We start from the raw sequence: 18,539 nt of genomic DNA, 5'->3' as shown, positions 1-18,539 counted from the left end.
TCAGGAACCGGCGAACATCTCCCCTCGGCCGTATCGTTGCTTCAGCTGGAACGCCTCGGCATCGGTCACCGCCTCCTCCATCGTGGTGTGCACATGCGGAAGAGTGGGATCGAAGCCGCGAAGCGCCTCGGGCGCAACGATATCCGGAACAATCTGATCGTTTCGATGACGTTCCACGCTGGCCCGCATGACACCGTCCGGGTCGACGACCATGCCGCGCTGCCCCCGCTCGTCCAAGGTGTGTTTGTAGCTCAAGACCATGGTCCGGGCCACCGGGTCGACCACCCCGATGCGCGAGATGTCGACGATCGCCACGTCGAAGTCGTCGAGGTCGTTCTCGAGCCGGCGCATCGCCGACTCGGCTCCCGAGAATGTCAGGTCACCTTGCAGCTCGTAGACCCGCACCCGGTCTCGACAGGTCGTCAGGAACCCGCGTTCACGGGTGGACCACTCGTCACCGACGTCGAACTCGCCGATGTCGTAGACCGCTCGAATCGTCACCCGGCTCTCGCGTGTCAGGTTGAACATGTGCAGGCCGAGGTCGGTCGACAGGTGACGGCACGTCGCGGTACCGCGCACGCTGTTGCCGTGCCGATCGAGTCGTGGCGAATAGATCCCGATCCCCAACTGCGCGGGCAGCACCGCGAGGATTCCACCCCCGACACCGCTCTTCGCCGGCAGACCGACCGACGACACCCAGTCGCCGGCCCCGTCGTACATGCCGCAGGTGGTCATCACCGACAGCACCCGCTGCGCCACCTCCTGCGTCATGACCTGGCGTCCGGTGCGAGGGTTGAGGCCGCCGTTGGCGAGGGTGCAACCGATGACGGCCAGGTCGTCGGTGGTCACCCGAAGCGAGCACTGGCGGTAGTACAGATCGAGGGCTGCCTCCGGATCGGTGTCGACGATTCCGAAGCTGTCCAGCATGTAGGCGATCGCACGGTTGCGGGCGCCGGTCTTCGACTCGGACCGATAGACCTCGTCATCGAGCGCGAGTCGCCGGCCCGCACAGGCGGCATAGAAGTCGGTCAGCTCGTCGAACGTGGCGTCGACGATGCCCTCGCCGATGTCGCGAACCGGCGGCAGCAGGAGCGCGGACGCCATGATGGCGCCGGCATTGATCATCGGGTTCTTGGGTCTACCGCGGTCGTCGACGCTGATCTTGTTGAACGCGTCGCCGGACGGCTCGACGCCGATCTTGTCATCGACCTCGGCGTGGCCGAGCCGGGTGAGCACCATCGCATAGGTCAGTGCCTTGGAGACAGACTGGATCGTGAACTCCACCGCGCTGTCGCCCTGGGAGTAGACGTGGCCGTCGTGCAGACAGAGTGAGAGCCCGTAGCCGTCGGGATCGACCCGCGCCAGTTCGGGTATGTAGTCGGCGACCTTGCCGGAGCGATCATCTGCACAGATGGCCATGATGTGACGGAGGTATCCGTCGACGTGGGTGGTCACAGATCAAATCTACGGATATCCGCCCATCGACGAACCCGGACCGTGCACAGTGACGACGACTCCGTCCGCAAATCGGTACGGGTGCGCGGCCAGCACGCCGCCGAGATGTTTGCGCAGCCTGGAGATCTCCGCACGTACGGTGACAGTTCGATCGCCATCGCCGAACAGGTGACCGGACAGTTCCGCCGCGGTCTGCCCCTCCGGGTGACGGGCGAGGAGCGCGAGAATGTCCGCGTGCCGTGGCGAGGGCTGCATCACCCAGCTGCCGACAGCTCCCGAGACAGACAATCGCGGGTGCCGATCATCGGTGAGGTCGAGGTCGACGGTGGTGGCCGACGCGTCGCTGTTCGCCGTGACCCGGACCAGCCATCCGCCGGGCAGCGGCTCGAGGTCGCACTCACCCAAGTCGTTCAACCACATCCGGCCGGGCACGGCCTGACGCGGCAGGAGGACACGAGCCCGCGGGGTGACGGCCTCCAATGCTGCCACCCAGCCGTGTTCGTCGATCGCCAACGCCGGGACCCCGAGTCGGGCGAGCATCGGCGCCGCCACCGAACGCACCTTGTCGAGCTGTCGGCGGTGATGGTCACGCAATTGCGATTCCGCGAGTCTGGCGACGACATCGACCAGGGCCACGGTCGTCGGGTGGATGGTCGCCGCCGGACCACTGACGTCGACGACTCCGAGCACGGCGCCGGTACGCGGGTCCCGGATCGGCGCACCTGCGCAGGTCCAGGCGTGATGGCTGCGCACGAAGTGTTCCGCCGAGAAGATCTGCACGGCGCGTCCCGCCGTCAATGCCGTCCCGATCGCGTTGGTGCCCACCGATCCCTCGGCCCAGCTCGCCCCCTCGACGAAGCCGAGCCGGTCCGCGCGCTGCAGGACGCGCGGTGTGCCGCTGCGCCACAGCACCCGCCCGTCCGCGTCGGCGATGACGAGGATGCTCTCGGAATCGGTGATCAGCGAGTCCAGCCCACGGGTCAGATCGTCGAGGACCGCCAACAACCCCGAGTCGCGTCGACGAAGTTCGAGGTCACTCCCATCGAGCCCGTCGTCGGGCACGTCCGACTCGGGATCAACTCCCGCGAGCAGGACACGATCCCAGGACTCGCGAATCACCGGACGCGGCGTGGCCGGCATCTTCTCCCCTGCCATCGCCGCGTCGTAGACGGCCGACAACAGCTGGGCATAGTGACGCGGATCCTCACCCGCGGAGACTGCGGGCTCGGGACCGACGTCGACATCACCGCGCACTGACACGACTCGATTGTGCTCTCGATCACAGCGCCGGCGCAAAGCCGAGGAACCCGTTGCAGGGGGTTGCACGACGTCACCGCCGGCCCGCAACCCGCTGCAACCCTTGCCGGGGCCGGGCACCGAGGCGTGTGCTGTGGATCACAGCAATCACACGTCCTGATCACGTCCGTATGGACCCGACGAGGAGAGATCCATGACCCAGACAATCGAGCCACCCACCGCGCTGGATTCCCGCCCGGTCGACCCGCAGATGCGCGTCGACGCCTGGCTCGCCGATTTCGAGGCCGCGCTGGCCGCCCGGGACATCTCCCGGGCGACGGCGCTGTTCGCCACCGACAGCTTCTGGCGCGACCTCGTGTCGTTCACCTGGAACCTCAAAACCGTCGAGGGCCGCGAGCGGATCGCGGACATGTTGTCCGACCGTCTGGCCGACACCGACCCACACGCGTTCCGGACCAGCGAGACGCCCACCGAAGATGGTGAGGTCGTCTCGGCGTTCATCGAGTTCGAGACCGCGACCGGTCGCGGGGGTGGGCACCTGCGTCTGAGGCCCGACACCGAGAGCGGCGACGATCAGGCCTGGACGTTGCTGACGACCCTGCAGGAACTCAAGGGTCACGAGGAACCCCAGGGGGCATCCCGGGTTCTCGGTGCCGTGCACGGGTCGGACCCGGACCGGCGCTCGTGGGCCGAGAAGCGCGCGGACGAGGAGGCGTCGCTCGGGCGGACCCAGCAGCCGTACGTGCTGGTGATCGGCGGCGGCCAGGGCGGTATCGCCCTCGGTGCGCGGCTGCGTCAGCTCGGCGTGCCGTCGATCGTCGTCGACCGCCACGACCGGCCCGGCGACCAGTGGCGCAAGCGATACAAGTCCTTGTGCCTGCACGATCCGGTCTGGTACGACCATCTGCCCTATCTGCCCTTCCCGGCGAACTGGCCGGTGTTCGCACCCAAGGACAAGATCGGCGATTGGCTGGAGTTCTACACGAAGGTGATGGAGGTGCCGTACTGGAGCAAGACCACGTGCCTGTCCGCCACCTACGACGAAGCCCGCGGACAGTGGACGGTCGAGCTGGACCGCGACGGAGAGAAGATGACCCTGCATCCGACGCAACTCGTGCTGGCCACCGGCATGTCGGGCAAGGCCAACGTGCCGACGATCACCGGGCAGGACGTTTTCACCGGCGAGCAGCACCATTCGAGTCAGCACCCCGGACCCGACGGATACGTGGGCAAGAAGGTCGTCGTGATCGGGTCCAACAACTCGGCACACGACATCTGTAAAGCTCTGGTTGAGAATGGGATCGACACCACCATGGTGCAACGATCGTCCACCCACATCGTCCGCTCGGACTCACTGATGGAGATCGGCCTCGGCGCGCTGTACAGCGAGCAGGCCGTCGCGGACGGGATGTCGACCAAGAAGGCCGATCTCACCTTTGCCTCGCTGCCGTATCGGATCATGCACGAGTTCCAGATCCCGCTCTATGACCAGATCCGCGAGCGCGACAAGGACTTCTACGATCGGCTCGAGGCGGCCGGCTTCGAGCTCGACTTCGGCGACGACGACTCGGGGCTGTTCATGAAGTACCTGCGACGGGGTTCCGGGTACTACATCGACGTCGGCGCCTGTGACCTGGTGGCCGACGGGACCATCAAACTCGAGCACGGCCAGATCGACCATCTGACCGAGAACAGCGTGGTCCTCGCCGACGGCACCGAGCTGCCCGCCGACGTCGTGGTCTATGCGACCGGGTACGGATCGATGAACGGCTGGGCCGCCGACCTGATGGGTCAGGATGTCGCCGACCGGGTCGGCAAGGTGTGGGGCCTGGGGTCGGACACAACCAAGGATCCCGGGCCGTGGGAGGGCGAGCAACGCAACATGTGGAAGCCGACGCAACAGCCCGGACTGTGGTTCCACGGCGGGAATCTCCATCAGTCGCGACACTATTCGCTCTACCTCGCGCTGCAGCTCAAGGCCCGCTACGAGGGCCTCGACACCCCCGTGTACGGGCTGCAGGAGGTGCACCACCTCAGCTGATCGGAACGCCGATCTGACCGAACTCGCCCCGGTCGCCCATCGACAAGCTCTGGGCGACCGGGGCGTTCACGTCAGTGCTCAGGCCTCCATGACCTTCTCACTCGGCAGGTCATAGACCGGACACTCGGCCACACCGATCGTCTCGCGGGTGATGGCCTCCACCTGCTTCTGGGTCGCCTCGGCATCGTTGACCCAGTTGCGGTAGAAATCGAACGGGCATTCGGCCACGCCCTTGTCCCCGTCGCCGCCGGCGAGCACCCCGGTGTAGCCGCGATGCAGCAATTTGAACAGGTGGTTCTGCGACTGGTCGAACCGGCGGGCGTCACGGATCGTCGACAACGACAACTGCGCGTACTGCACGCCGTACTCCTCCTCACCACACTCACCGAGTGTCCGCCCGTCGAAACCGATGATCGCGCTGTGCCCGAAGTAGGAGTACACACCGTCCCACCCGGTGGCGTTCGCGACGGCGACGTAGCAGTTGTTGGCCCACGCCATCGCCTTCGCCATCAGCACCTGCTGATCCTTTGCCGGATACATGTACCCCTGCGGGCGGACGATGAGTTCGGCACCTTTCATCGCGCAGTCGCGCCAGATCTCCGGATAGTTTCCGTCGTCACAGATGATGAGCGAGATCTTGAGCCCCTTCGGGCCATCGGTCACGTAGGTCTGCCCGCCGGGATACCAGCCCTCGATCGGCGTCCAGGGCAGGATCTTGCGGTACTTCTGCACGATCTCGCCCTCGTCGTTGATGAGCACGAGCGTGTTGTACGGCGGCTTGTTCGGATGGTCCTCGTGACGCTCCCCGGTGATGGAGAAGACGCCCCAAGTCTTCGCCTCGCGGCAGGCCGCCGAAAAGATGTCGGTCTCGTCCCCCGGGACGGTCGCGGCCGTCGCGAACATCTCCTCGTTGTCGTACATGATCCCCTGCGTCGAGTATTCCGGGAACACGACGAGATCCATGCCCGGAAGCCCACTCTTCATCCCCACCACCATCTCCGCGATCGCCTTGGCGTTGTCGATCACCTGTTCGCGGGTGTGCAGTCGGGGCATCTTGTAGTTGACCACCGCGACGCCCACGGTGTCCGGACTGGATGCGATGTCGCCATGACGCATAGCGATTCCTTCTGTCGTCGGTTCGAGAGGGTTTACTTCCAAACGGAAGGTTATCCGGTTTGACACTAGACCGCGATCAGTTGCGACGACGTTTCTCGCACGTAGAAACCGTGTGAATACCCCTCGTGACACATCCGCCGCGGCCGTGATCTACTTTCAATCGGAAGCGAAGGAGGTGGCCATGTCGGGGTACATGTCGGTGAAGTTCAACGATCTCGACACGACGCAGGGATTCCGACTGGGCGATCTCCGCTCCCCCGAGCAGCTGGCCGAGACCCTCCGCGCGTCGATCATCGGGCAGGACAGCGCCATCGAAGCGGTCGTGCGCGCGCTGACCATCGCCGCCGTCGGGATCCGGAATCCCCACCGCCCCATGGCTTCCCTGCTACTGGTCGGGCCAACAGGTGTGGGGAAGACCGAGCTGGCGAGGCAGGTCGCCCGCAACGTCCGGGGCGACGCCGACAACCTCTGCCGGATAGACATGAACTCGCTCGCCCAGGAGCACTACGCCGCGTCGCTTTCTGGTGCCCCGCCCGGCTACGCCGGTTCCAAGGAACAGTTCACCCTCTTCGAGCGCGACAAGATCGAGGGCAGCGTCTCGCGACCCGGGGTGGTCCTGTTCGACGAGGTCGAGAAGGCTCACCCGACCGTCCTGCGTTCCCTGCTGCAGATCCTCGACACCGGGACCCTGCGCCTGGCGTCCGGGACCACATCGATCGACTTCCGCAACGCCATCGTTCTGTTGACGTCGAATCTGGGTACGCGTGAGGTGCACGACATGCGCCGCCCGCTTCGCGATCGATCGGCCCGCCAGATCGCGAGGGCCGTGTTGGACCGCTTCGCCAGACGCGGTGACGACGAGGCCGCGGTGGTGATGAACTCGGTGCGCGAATTCTTCGACCCCGAGTTGTTCAACCGTTTCGATGAGATCGTCACGTTCGCGTCGATCGATCCGGTGGTCGCGGACAGCATTGTCGACCTCGAGGTCGACCGGCTCGTCACGGCCCTCGCCGCGAGGGACGTGATCTGCGATGTCACGCCGGCGGCGCGATCGCGGCTGGCCCAGATCGGTTTCGACGCCCGGTACGGAGCGCGCCAACTGCACCGGGTTTTGCGCCGAGAGCTCCACGCACCGATCGCCACACTGATGGTGACCCGCGGACACCGGTCGGGATCACCCCTCACCATCACCGTCACGTGTGACGGCTCCGACCTTGAGATCGTCGCCCACACCGAGGAGGGCACCGTTGCCTGATGACTCCGCGCCACCCCTGCTCCTGCAGATGCATCGCGCGCTGGCCCTCGTCGAGGACCGGATGACTCCGGTGTTCGACGAACTCGGCGTGACCGCCGAACAGTGGCGGATCCTGGTCGTGCTCGCCGAGGGTGAGGGTGGCGGCTGCACGATGACCGAACTCTCCCGTCTGGCGGTACTGCCTGCGGCCACCACGACGCGGACGATCGACAAACTGATCTCCCGGGCGCTGGTCTATCGACGAGTCGACCCGCTGGACCGACGGCGGGTGATGGTGTTCCTCAGTCCGCACGGCTCGCGGGCGTTGGAGTCGGTCGACAGGCGCCGACAGCAGATCGAGCACGAACTCGCCTCGGTCGTCGGGTCCCGCCGGTTCCTCGCGCTCGGGGACGGTCTCGACCACCTGATCCCCTGACGGTTCCGGGAACACTGACGCCACAACGTCTCACCTCGGCCACGTTCGGTGCTCACCGCTTTGGCATGTCAGCACCGATCTCGGCCGCGAACGCGCGGAACTCCGGGTGTCCGGGGAGTTTTCGCACACATCCCGCCACGAGCTCGCGAGCCGTCGCGGTGTCCCCGCCCCGGTGGGCCAGCCGGGCCGCGAAGAAGTCCTGCTCGGCCCCGGCCAGGTAGTCGTGCTTCGCGATGTCTCCGAGTACTCCGCCTGGGCTGTCGTCCAGGTTGTCCAGCAGAAGGTCATGCCAGGCCACCAGGTCGTCGCCCGGGTTCCCGGCGAACCTGGGCCGCCCGGCATCATCCAGTGCCAGTACGTAGTGCCGCCCGAATCGGTCCCATACTTCGCCGCCGTGCAGCATCTGGGCGAGTACCGCTGCCAACGTGGTCTCCTTGTCGGCGACCCGACCGAAACCGGAGCGTGTCCACCCACACCGCGCCTCCCACCGAATGAGTTGCGGAGCGGCCTGGGCGGCGAACGCCTCGAAACCTTGACGCTCCAGCGTCGACTTCCACAGCACGGCGACTGCGTCAGATACCACGAATCCGGCGGCTTCCACAGGGTCGTGAGAGCGGAAGAGGTCGGAATCGGCAGTCTCGCAAGCAAGGTCGATCAGCGATTCCAGGGCCATGGATGCAGGCTCGGGCTGGTCGGTGCTCAATGCCTCCTGGGTTGCCGACACCAGTCGCTTGAACGTGAACCTCCAACGCGTGCGCTCCTTCGGGGACACTCGGCGATCCCCTCCCAGATATGCGCCTGACCGCGCCAACGCGACGAACTCAGCCACCTCTCGGCCGAGCGCGGTGGCATCAACGGTAGGTTTCGGCGCACGGGTGGCGCGCCCGATCCCGGCGCCGGTGATCTCACCCTCGATCCGCTCACGCAGATCCGCGGAGCCACGCCAATAGATGTTCCACAACGCCTTTCGGAGCCGCTCATCATCGAGTTGGGCGGCGACGCGAAAGAATTCTTCCCGGTTCATGCGGTTCATGTCTCTGTCACTCTTGTTTGACTGGCTTCCTGGGGCATCTGCGATTGAACACGAGACATTGCACCCGACGAAACCGACCAGGCGGAGCCGCGCGGCGGCCAGTGCACTCAACAACCTGGACCGTGCGCCGGCCGAGGTGACCACCCGTCTGCCCTGAGCGTGCGAATCCGCCTCCGGAACTGCAACACTGGGACGGTGATCCCACCTCTGCACAGGACAGTCGAATGGGCCGGGCGGACGGTGGCGTGGGAGCGGTTCGGTACGGGTCCCCCGATCGTCTTTCTGCACGGGACGCCGTGGTCGTCGGCCCTGTGGCGCCCTTTTGCACTTGCCCTCGCCGACGATTTCACGGTTTACCTGTGGGACATGCCCGGCTATGGACAGTCGTCGAAACACCCCGGGCATCGGGTCGACCTCGGCGTCCAGGGCGAGCTGTTCGCGTATCTGCTCGACCGATGGTCGCTGCAGCGGCCGCACGTGATCGCTCACGACTTCGGCGGTGCGGTGGCGCTGCGGGCGCGACTGCTGCACGGCGCGCAATACGCGTCGCTGTGTCTGGTGGACGTGGTTGCACTCAGTCCGTGGGGCTCACCGTTCTTCACCCTCGTCAATCAGCACCCGGAGGTCTTCGAGCAGCTACCGGCCCCGGTCCACCGCGGAGCCGTCGAGGCGTACATCCGCACGGCCGCGCATACCCGACTACGCGACGAGGATCTGGACATGCTGGTCGAGCCGTGGCTGGGCCCGGTCGGACAGGCCGCGTTCTATCGGCAGATCGCGCAGGCCGACGAGCGATTCACCGACGAGGTCGAGGGACGGTACGCGTCGATCGAGGAACCGACGCACATCGTCTGGGGATCGGACGACACCTGGATTCCGCCCGAACGTGCCCGGCGCCTGCACGCTCTGCTCCCGAACTCGTCGCTGACCGAGGTTCCCGACGCCGGCCATCTGATCCACCTGGACGCTCCCGTACGGCTCTCTGCCGAACTCACACGGTGGACGCGTGAGCAACGATTGCCGCGGTCGGCTGATGCTGCGGAAACCCCTCGGTAACGAACCGGGCGCACACTGGGACCGATGGCGCGAACGCACGGCAACGCACTCATGCATCTGGGACTCGTGATCCCACAGAGCGGCCCGTCGGGCATCTTCGGACCGTCCTGTGCAGCGAGCGCACAGCTGGCGGTCGAGGAGATCAACCGGCGAGGCGGCATCCTTGGTCGCGAAGTCGCCGTGACGACGATCGACGGAGGAGCCAGCGTCGACGCAGTCGCCACGGAGGTCGCCGCGCACCTCGATACCGATGGTCGCGGCACAGGAGGTTTCGACGCGGTCATCGGGTGGCACACGTCAGCCGTCCGGCGCGGTCTGGTGCAGGTGCTGCGTGGCCGGATTCCCTACGTGTACACCGCCGTGTACGAGGGCGGCGAGTCCGCCCCCGGAACGTTCATGACCGGCGAGGTGCCGGAGTTCGCCCTCCTGCCCGCACTGGACTGGATGTCCGAGGAGATCGGCGCCCGCCGGTGGATCATCATCGGCAGCGACTACGTGTGGCCGCGGATCACCGCGGCGAGGGTCACCGCGCAATTGAACGGCAGGGGCTCGGTGGGGACGATCGTGTCGTCGATCTTCAAGCCGTTGGGTACTTCCGAGTTCGGAGATGTCCTCGACCAGATCGAGCGCTCCGACGCAACCGGCGTCCTGGTCCTGCTGCTCGGCGAGGACGCCGTGCAGTTCAACCGTGCGTTCGGAGCCCGAGGCCTGCACGACCGCTGTGTGCGACTGAGCCCGCTGATGGACGAGAACATGCTGCTGGGTTCCGGACCTCTCGGCGCGCGGGGCCTCTATTCGGTGTCCGGGTATTTCGAGTCGCTCGCGACACCGTTCAGTCTCGACTTCGAACGACGGTACGTGAAACGCTTCGGCCTCTGCGCCCCACCGCTGACGTCCCCCGGCGAATCCTGCTACGAAGGCCTTGCACTGCTCGAGGAACTCGTCCATCGGGCGGGCACAGTGGCTCCTGCGGCGATCGAGCATGCTGCCGGTGAGTCGCCGATCTACACGAGTCCGCGCGGCGAAGTGCAGTTCTCCGCTCGGCACTTACGGCAGGATGTGTATGTGGCCCACGCGGACGGTCTCGAGTTCGACGTGCTCGCGCAGGTGAGCAGCGCGTGACCCCTGCTCGGCGCCCTTGCCGCTGAGCCACTCCACGATGTCCAACGGACCGAGGCACCGCTGTCCACCGCGGCGAATACGCCGAGTGCTGCTGCGGCGCACAGTGTTCTCACCGTAGGATTTCACGGGTCCACGATCGGAGTGCACGATGAAGTTGCTCGTTGCCTACCTGGCGACTCCCGGCGGGGAAGACGCCGTCGCGTTCGGCGCGTGCCTCGCGCGGACATTCGGCGCATCGCTGGACATATCGTTGGTCATCCCACCGGACCGGCCCGGCGCCTCGCCGAGCGAAGCGGACTTCGCGGAAGTCCTCGATGAAGCGGCCAAGCAGTGGATTGCCGATGCCGCCCAGCTTGTGCCCGCAGACGTGACCGCGGAGACCCACGTCGTCGTCGATGAGAACATCGCGAACGGCCTCATTCGCGAGATCGAACGGGTCGAGGCCACGTTGCTCGTGGTAGGCGGATCCGGTGGCGGCATCACCGGCCGGCATTCGCTCGGCACGGTGGTCAACGACATCCTGCATTCGTCTCCCGTCCCGGTTGCGCTCGCGCCGCGAGGGTTCAGCCACACCGGTCCGTCACGGATCAGCGAGATCACGACGGCGATCGGTAACAGACCGGGAGCCGAGATCCTGCTCGACACGGCTCTCGAGCTCAGTGCGCGTGGGGACCTGCCCCTCCGGCTGCTCTCCCTGGTGTCTCACGACGACATTCCCAAGAGCACCACCGACGAGGAGGCAGTTGCCCGCGCCGTGGAACTCGCCCGGCGATCGCTGGATACCGCCCACGCGCGGCTCCCCGACAAGACACAGATCAGTTCGACTGTCGCCGAGGGCCGCAACGTCGAAGACGCCGTGCGAACCGTGGAATGGAACGACGGCGACATCATCCTGGTGGGGTCCAGCAGGCTCGCCGCCCCGGGCAGGCTGTTCCTCGGAACGACCGCTGCCAAGATGCTGCGTGTACTGGCGGTGCCCCTGGTTGTGGTGCCTGGACCCAATCGCACCTGAAGCAGTCCTCTGATGACGACTGCCGAGCTAACTCAAAGCAACAGTGGCACAGCCGCGGTGATCGGCACCTCGATGAGTGTCGGGCCGGGCCGATCGCCGGCCGTCGCCACCTCGGCAGCGAGGGCATCGGGGGTCGCCGCCCGCACGCCGTGACACCCGTATGCCGTGGCCAGTGCTACGAAATCGATACCGGGAATGTCGAGACCGGGAACGCCAGGGGTCTGTTCCAAGGCCGCGAATGACTTGAGGATCGCACACTCGCCGTTTCGCGGAACAACGAACAAGATCGGCAGTTGGTGTTGTGCGGCAGTCCAGATCGATTGCACCGAGTACTGGAACGAACCATCGCCGATCACGGCCACCACCCGCCGGTGGCGCCCCGTATCCGCTTCGGCGAGAGCAATTCCCACACTCGCAGGCAGGTTCCAGCCCAATCCGCCGCTGGCGAATGTGTAGAACGAGTCCGGTTCGGTGATCGGCCACGCGGTATGCAACTCGGGTAAGTTCGACGGCGATTCCTCGACCAAGACAGTTGGTCCGTTGCACGCCGCGCGCAACGCCGCGAACAACTGCCCGGCGGTCATCACCTCCGCCGGCTCCCTGTGCTCTGCCGGCGGGTGAGGCGCCATCCGGTGAGCAAGCGGCCTGATCTCGGCGGGTTCACGTGGTGCCCTGCGCAATTGCGCTGTCAGCAGTTCGATGGCCAGTCCTGCGCTCGAGATCAGACTGTCACCGACCGGAGCACGTGCCGCCTCGGCCGGGTCGTCTGTGACGTGCAGCAGACGCAGACCATCCGGCAGGTAAGCGCCCGGAACGTATGGGTAGTACCGGAAGACGGGCGCACCGATCACCATTGCCAGGTCGTGGCCTCGCAGGAGATCCGCCAAGGGGCCCGTCGCAAACGGTAGGCCTCCCATGTAGAGGGAATGATCCTCAGGGAAGGGTGCCCGCTCGGACGCCGGAGCAGCCCATACCGGGCAACCGATCTCTCGGCGAGCGTCACCGCGGCATCCCAGGCCATGTCGCGGGCCACCCCCGCGCCGAAAATCAACGCAGGTGATTGCGCCCGATCGATCGCTGCGGCGAAATCGCGCAGCCGCGACGGGTCCGGCGCCACCCGCCTGGCCACGTCACGCACGGTCGCCGGTCCTTTTGCCTCCTTCTCCCAGTCGTCGAGCGGCAACGACAGGAACACCGGTCCGGCAGGCGGTTGCACGGCGGTTGAGTACGCACGCATGAAGGCTGCGGGAACATCCTCGGCACGGACCGGCTGATACGACCACTTCACCCACGGCTTGGGAAGCAGCTCGGGCTCGACGTTCGTCAGCCACGGCTCGAGAAGCAACATCTCGCGCGTCTGCTGACCGGCAGTCACGATCAGAGGTGTGCGGTTCATCGATGCGGTGATCATATTGCCCATCGCATTTCCCAAGCCGGCCGCGGTGTGCACATTCACCAAGGCCGGTTGACGGGTCCCCTGGGCGTAGCCGTCCGCGATCGCGATCGCCGATGCCTCCTGCAGTGCGAGCACAAACCGAAAATCGGACGGAAAGTCTTTCAGGAAGGTCTCTTCGGTGGAGCCGGGATTGCCGAATATCGTTGTCAGGCCGAGTTCTCGTAAAAGCTGATGGGTGGCAGTTCGCACGTTCATCAGGGCCTACCTCGTCTCGACGACCGATCGGTTTGGACTCCTCCTGACAATCCACGCTAGTACTACAGTCGTAGTTCGCGTTCATTGTGGCTGTGACCTGCGCTTTTGATGGCAGAGCTGCGCTCGGCGTTGGTGTTTGCGTCGCCACACCGACCAGTCGAGCAGACGGTGCCCGACTGCGTGCAGTGGGGTCAGGACCAACGCGATGAACAGCCGGCGAAACTCGTTGACACTCAACCGAATCAGCGCCGGATTGGGGTGTTCTCGGGTACGTTGAGCGGTGGTGACGACGGCGAGAAAAGCATGCGCGAGCATGACCAGGATCGTCCAGCGGTGCCACGACGTCCAGGTCCGCACCTGATGCTGATCCAATCCGGTCAGTCCCTTGCTGGATTGGAAGCATTCCTCGACCGTCCAGCGCCGCCCCGCCACCCGCACCAGCGTCGCCAACGGCACCGGGTGCGGGCTGTAGCAGCGGTAGAACGCCAACTCTCCGGTGTCGTCGTTGCGGCGGATCAACACCGAGCACGCGCCGGTCCCGGGGTCCTCGAGAGTCGTCAGCCAGGCCCACGAATACAGGCGATCACCCTTGGCGCCGGCCCCGGCCGACATCGTCTGCCACGCAGCCTCCGAGACCATGTCAGCCAGCTCATCGACGCGCATCGGTCCACCGTCGGTGGGCACCACGGTGTCGCGGCGCACCGCCAGCACATAGCCAACCTGACAATCGTGCAACGTTTTTCGTAGATCCGGGTCCGCGCCGTACACCTCATCGCCGGCCACCCGGCGGGCCGACACTCCGGTATCGAGGGCTCGTTCGATCAAGGTGGTGGCCAGTTCGGGTTTGGTCGCGAAACCGACGTCGTCGGGGACGTCAGCCTCCGCGCAGCGGGCACGATCCTCGGTCCAGCTTTTCGGGAGGTAGAGCGCGCGGTCGATCAACGCGTGGCCCTTCGAGCTGGCGTAACTCAAGTACACGGCGATCTGGCAGTTCTCGATCCGCCCGGCGGTGCCGGAGTATTGGCGTTGCACGCCAACGGTTTTGTCGCCCTTCTTCAGATCGCCGGTCTCGTCGATCACCAACACCGCGTCCGGTTCGGCGAACGCATCGACCACCATTGTTCGCAGGTCGTCACGAATGTCGTCGGCCTCCCATTTCGCGCGGGACAACAAGTGCTGCAATTTGTCTGGGGTGGCATGTCCGGACAGTTCGGCTATCGTCCAGCAGTTCTTGGTCTCCAGCGACGAGAGCACCCCCAACACGAACGCACCGGCGTTGCGGGCGGCTTCGCAGCGGGCGAACCGCGGTGCGATCGTGTCCATCAGCGCGTCCAACTCCGCTCGCCACCTGTCATGGTCTACGCTCAGACCCACGGTTGCCGTGGGCTTGTTTTGTTTCTTCACAAATTCGGATCATGCCCCGGCAACCGCCCTGACCAGCGAAAACACGCCGTCAAACCTCACAATCAGCTAACTCCGGCTGTAGTACTAGGCCATCGTGATCGACCTCTGGCCCGCAATGACGAGAACTGCGGCCGCGTAATCACACTCGACGGTGACCAAGCCTGCGAGCGAATGCCGAACGGGATTCTCGGTCGTGGTGTTCGAGTGGTCGCGGTGGTGTTGGTTGCGGTGGGTGGTGGGAATGCGCTGAGGCCCTTCGCGTGTGCGAAGGGCCTCAGGCTAGGTTGTGTTCGGCGGTGTCCTACTCTCCCACACTGGTTAGGGTGCAGTACCATTGGCGCTGGAGGGCTTAGCTTCCGGGTTCGGAATGGGACCGGGCGTTTCCCCTCCGCTATGGCCGCCGAAACATTGTGAAACACACGCAGTGTTTGTTTATCTTGTGTGAACCACCCTCAACCAATGGTTACCACTGGTTGAGGGGTTCACGAGGGGCGGAGCCCCCGTGCGTGTTGTTTCAGAAGTGTCATAGTGGATGCGAGCAGAGCTCTATCAGTTCTTATCGGTGATAAGTGTTGTTGTAAGTCCTCGGCCGATTAGTACCAGTCACCTACACACATTGCTGTGCTTCCAGTTCTGGCCTATCAACCCCATGGTCTGTGGGGGGCCTTACCCCCTCGAGGGGGTGAGAAACCTCATCTTGGAACAGGCTTCCCGCTTAGATGCTTTCAGCGGTTATCCCTTCCGAACGTAGCTAACCAGCGATGCCCCTGGCGGGACAACTGGCACACCAGAGGTTCGTCCGTCCCGGTCCTCTCGTACTAGGGACAGGTTTCCTCAAGTTTCTGACGCGCGCGGCGGATAGAGACCGAACTGTCTCACGACGTTCTAAACCCAGCTCGCGTGCCGCTTTAATGGGCGAACAGCCCAACCCTTGGGACCTACTCCAGCCCCAGGATGCGACGAGCCGACATCGAGGTGCCAAACCATCCCGTCGATATGGACTCTTGGGGAAGATCAGCCTGTTATCCCCGGGGTACCTTTTATCCGTTGAGCGACACCACTTCCACACGTTGGTGCCGGATCACTAGTCCCGACTTTCGTCCCTGCTCGACATGTACGTCTCACAGTCAAGCTCCCTTGTGCACTTACACTCAACACCTGATTGCCAACCAGGCTGAGGGAACCTTTGGGCGCCTCCGTTACATTTTGGGAGGCAACCGCCCCAGTTAAACTACCCACCAGGCACTGTCCCTGAACCCGATCAGGGTCCGAGGTTAGAAGTCCAATACGATCAGAGTGGTATTTCAACAACGACTCCACAACCACTGGCGTGGCCGCTTCACAGTCTCCCACCTATCCTACACAAACCGAACCGAACACCAATACCAAGCTATAGTGAAGGTCCCGGGGTCTTTTCGTCCTGCCGCGCGTAACGAGCATCTTTACTCGTACTGCAATTTCGCCGAGTCTGTGGTTGAGACAGCAGAGAAGTCGTTACGCCATTCGTGCAGGTCGGAACTTACCCGACAAGGAATTTCGCTACCTTAGGATGGTTATAGTTACCACCGCCGTTTACTGGGGCTTAAATTCTCAGCTTCACACCCCGAAGGGCATTAACCGGTCCTCTTAACCTTCCAGCACCGGGCAGGCGTCAGTCCGTATACATCGTCTTACGACTTCGCACGGACCTGTGTTTTTAGTAAACAGTCGCTTCTCTCTGGTCTCTGCGACCCACACCAGCTCACGCCGCAAGGACGGTCACCGGGATGGGTCCCCCTTCTCCCGAAGTTACGGGGGCATTTTGCCGAGTTCCTTAACCACAGTTCTCTCGATCGCCTTAGTATTCTCTACCTGACCACCTGTGTTGGTTTGGGGTACGGGCCGTGTACCAACTCGCTAGAGGCTTTTCTCGGCAGCATAGGATCATGGATTTCGCCGCAACGGCTACGCATCACCTCTCAGGATATATGTGTGACGGATTTACCTACCACACTCCCTACAGGCTTACACCAGTATTACCACTGACTGGCCCCACTACCTTCCTGCGTCACCCCATCGCTTGCCTACTACCAGCCGAGGTCCCATGCAGCCCCATCCGGTCACCCGAAGGTGATCCATCTGGTTTTGGATGGTTAGTACAACTGATTCAGCATGGACGCCTGTACACGGGTACGGGAATATCAACCCGTTGTCCATCGACTACGCCTGTCGGCCTCGCCTTAGGTCCCGACTCACCCTGGGCGGATTAGCCTGGCCCAGGAACCCTTGGTCATCCGGCGGCAGAGTTTCTCACTCTGCTTTCGCTACTCATGCCTGCATTCTCACTCCCACACCCTCCACCACTAGCTCACGCTGTGGCTTCCAGGGATGCAGGACGCTCCCCTACCCACCCACACCACTGCTCCCCACCCCGCAAGGCGAAGAGAATGACTTGTGTGAGTGCCGCGGCTTCGGCGGTGTACTTGAGCCCCGCTACATTGTCGGCGCAGGATCACTTGACCAGTGAGCTATTACGCACTCTTTCAAGGGTGGCTGCTTCTAAGCCAACCTCCTGGTTGTCTTCGCGACCCCACATCCTTTTCCACTTAGTACACGCTTAGGGGCCTTAGCCGGCGATCTGGGCTGTTTCCCTCTCGACTACGAACCTTATCGCCCGCAGTCTCACTGCCACACTCTCACTTACCGGCATTCGGAGTTTGGCTGACGTCAGTAACCTAGTAGGGCCCATCGGCCATCCAGTAGCTCTACCTCCAGTAAGAAACATGTGACGCTGCACCTAAATGCATTTCGGGGAGAACCAGCTATCACGGAGTTTGATTGGCCTTTCACCCCTACCCACAACTCATCCCCTCCATTTTCAACTGAAGTGGGTTCGGGCCTCCACGACGTCTTACCGACGCTTCACCCTGGCCATGGGTAGATCACTCCGCTTCGGGTCTAGACCCGGCGACTCCACGCCCTATTCAGACTCGCTTTCGCTACGGCTACCCCACACGGGTTAACCTCGCCACCGAGCACTAACTCGCAGGCTCATTCTTCAAAAGGCACGCCATCACCCACAGCCGACCAAACGACTCGCAAGCTTTGACGGATTGTAAGCGTCCGGTTTCAGGTACTATTTCACTCCCCTCCCGGGGTACTTTTCACCTTTCCCTCACGGTACTAGTCCGCTATCGGTCACCAGGAAGTATTCAGGCTTACCGGGTGGTCCCGGCAGATTCACAGCAGATTCCACGAGCCCGCTGCTACTTGGGAGAACATCACGCAAGACCACAGGTTTTCAGCTACCGGACTCTCACCGACTACGGCAGACCATTCCAGGCCACTTCACCTAACCCACAGCTTTATCACTCACGCCCAGACAGGTAGATCTGAGAAGATGAACCCCACAACACCACACACACAACCCCTACCCGGTATCACATGCGCATGGTTTAGCCTCCTCCGCTTTCGCTCGCCACTACTCACGGAATCACAATTGTTTTCTCTTCCTATGGGTACTGAGATGTTTCACTTCCCCACGTTCCCCCCACACAGCCTATACATTCAGCTGGTGGTAACACGACATCACTCGTGCTGGGTTTCCCCATTCGGACACCCTCGGATCACAGCTCGTTTGACAACTCCCCGAGGACTATCGCGGCCTACCACGTCCTTCATCGGCTCCTGGTACCAAGGCATCCACCGAACGCCCTTAAACACTTACAACAACACCTACACCC

Annotated in this window: 12 protein-coding genes, 2 rRNA genes and 2 pseudogenes; 6 read left to right on the top strand and 10 right to left on the bottom strand. The window is 63.8% G+C overall.

Going from position 1 to position 18,539, the window contains the following annotated elements; genetic code table 11:
- Both glsA and ACVT6V_RS14925 read right to left on the bottom strand, forming a co-directional pair.
- The gene (glsA, locus tag ACVT6V_RS14930) at positions 1 to 1,455 is read right to left on the bottom strand and encodes a glutaminase A (protein ID WP_489900565.1); all 1,455 of its coding nucleotides are present in this window, start codon (positions 1,453 to 1,455) and stop codon (positions 1 to 3) included.
- Between the two features lie 9 nt (positions 1,456 to 1,464).
- Complete coding sequence (locus ACVT6V_RS14925) at positions 1,465 to 2,715, bottom strand: helix-turn-helix domain-containing protein (protein WP_489900564.1); 1,251 nt, start codon at positions 2,713 to 2,715, stop codon at positions 1,465 to 1,467.
- Positions 2,716 to 2,905: 190 nt separating this feature from the next.
- Between ACVT6V_RS14925 and ACVT6V_RS14920 the strand changes: the two genes are divergently transcribed.
- Entirely contained in the window at positions 2,906 to 4,753 is a 1,848-nt protein-coding gene (locus ACVT6V_RS14920; RefSeq protein ID WP_489900563.1) for an NAD(P)/FAD-dependent oxidoreductase, read from the top strand.
- Between the two features lie 78 nt (positions 4,754 to 4,831).
- Here the strand turns inward: ACVT6V_RS14920 and ACVT6V_RS14915 are convergent, their stop codons facing one another.
- On the bottom strand, positions 4,832 to 5,869 hold the full coding sequence (locus ACVT6V_RS14915) for an aliphatic amidase (RefSeq protein WP_489900562.1): 1,038 nt from the start codon (positions 5,867 to 5,869) through the stop codon (positions 4,832 to 4,834).
- 181 nt (positions 5,870 to 6,050) lie between these two features.
- Between ACVT6V_RS14915 and ACVT6V_RS14910 the strand changes: the two genes are divergently transcribed.
- Positions 6,051 to 7,124: an AAA family ATPase gene (locus ACVT6V_RS14910; RefSeq protein WP_489900561.1), complete on the top strand. Its 1,074-nt coding sequence runs from the start codon at positions 6,051 to 6,053 to the stop codon at positions 7,122 to 7,124.
- Positions 7,117 to 7,539, top strand: coding sequence for a MarR family winged helix-turn-helix transcriptional regulator (locus ACVT6V_RS14905; protein ID WP_489900560.1), 423 nt, complete (start codon positions 7,117 to 7,119; stop codon positions 7,537 to 7,539). Before ACVT6V_RS14910 ends, ACVT6V_RS14905 begins: the two co-directional genes overlap by 8 nt.
- A 562-nt stretch (positions 7,540 to 8,101) precedes the next feature.
- Here ACVT6V_RS14905 and ACVT6V_RS14900 read toward each other — a convergent pair.
- Positions 8,102 to 8,572 (bottom strand): annotated as a pseudogene (locus ACVT6V_RS14900) (hypothetical protein); the annotation flags it as partial.
- Between the two features lie 195 nt (positions 8,573 to 8,767).
- On the opposite strand from ACVT6V_RS14900, the gene ACVT6V_RS14895 reads away from it, so the two are divergent.
- From ACVT6V_RS14895 to ACVT6V_RS14885, 3 genes are all read left to right on the top strand, one after another.
- The gene (locus tag ACVT6V_RS14895; RefSeq protein ID WP_489900559.1) at positions 8,768 to 9,628 is read left to right on the top strand and encodes an alpha/beta fold hydrolase; all 861 of its coding nucleotides are present in this window, start codon (positions 8,768 to 8,770) and stop codon (positions 9,626 to 9,628) included.
- 24 nt (positions 9,629 to 9,652) lie between these two features.
- Positions 9,653 to 10,750 carry a substrate-binding domain-containing protein gene (locus tag ACVT6V_RS14890; RefSeq protein WP_489900558.1) on the top strand — a complete coding sequence of 366 codons (1,098 nt, stop codon included), beginning with the start codon at positions 9,653 to 9,655 and terminating at the stop codon, positions 10,748 to 10,750.
- A gap of 148 nt (positions 10,751 to 10,898) precedes the next feature.
- Positions 10,899 to 11,762 (top strand): universal stress protein, encoded by an 864-nt coding sequence (locus ACVT6V_RS14885; protein ID WP_489900557.1) that lies wholly within the window; start codon positions 10,899 to 10,901, stop codon positions 11,760 to 11,762.
- Between the two features lie 32 nt (positions 11,763 to 11,794).
- Here the strand turns inward: ACVT6V_RS14885 and ACVT6V_RS14880 are convergent, their stop codons facing one another.
- The 6 genes and pseudogenes from ACVT6V_RS14880 to ACVT6V_RS14855 form a co-directional block, all read right to left on the bottom strand.
- Positions 11,795 to 12,442: a thiamine pyrophosphate-dependent enzyme gene (locus ACVT6V_RS14880; protein WP_489900822.1), complete on the bottom strand. Its 648-nt coding sequence runs from the start codon at positions 12,440 to 12,442 to the stop codon at positions 11,795 to 11,797.
- A gap of 78 nt (positions 12,443 to 12,520) precedes the next feature.
- Positions 12,521 to 12,691 (bottom strand): annotated as a pseudogene (locus ACVT6V_RS14875) (benzoylformate decarboxylase); the annotation flags it as partial.
- Entirely contained in the window at positions 12,610 to 13,413 is an 804-nt protein-coding gene (locus ACVT6V_RS14870) for a thiamine pyrophosphate-binding protein (RefSeq protein WP_489900556.1), read from the bottom strand. The gene ACVT6V_RS14870 and the pseudogene ACVT6V_RS14875, both read right to left, overlap by 82 nt.
- Before the next feature lie 81 nt (positions 13,414 to 13,494).
- Complete coding sequence (locus tag ACVT6V_RS14865; protein WP_489900555.1) at positions 13,495 to 14,736, bottom strand: IS701 family transposase; 1,242 nt, start codon at positions 14,734 to 14,736, stop codon at positions 13,495 to 13,497.
- Between the two features lie 369 nt (positions 14,737 to 15,105).
- Positions 15,106 to 15,222: ribosomal RNA gene (gene rrf, locus ACVT6V_RS14860) — 5S ribosomal RNA — on the bottom strand.
- Positions 15,223 to 15,390: 168 nt separating this feature from the next.
- Positions 15,391 to 18,525 (bottom strand): 23S ribosomal RNA (locus ACVT6V_RS14855).
- Between the last annotated feature and the right edge of the window lie 14 nt (positions 18,526 to 18,539).

This window comes from Gordonia sp. LMA167 (genome assembly GCF_058130025.1).
This window is presented reverse-complemented; position numbering and strand designations above follow the sequence as displayed.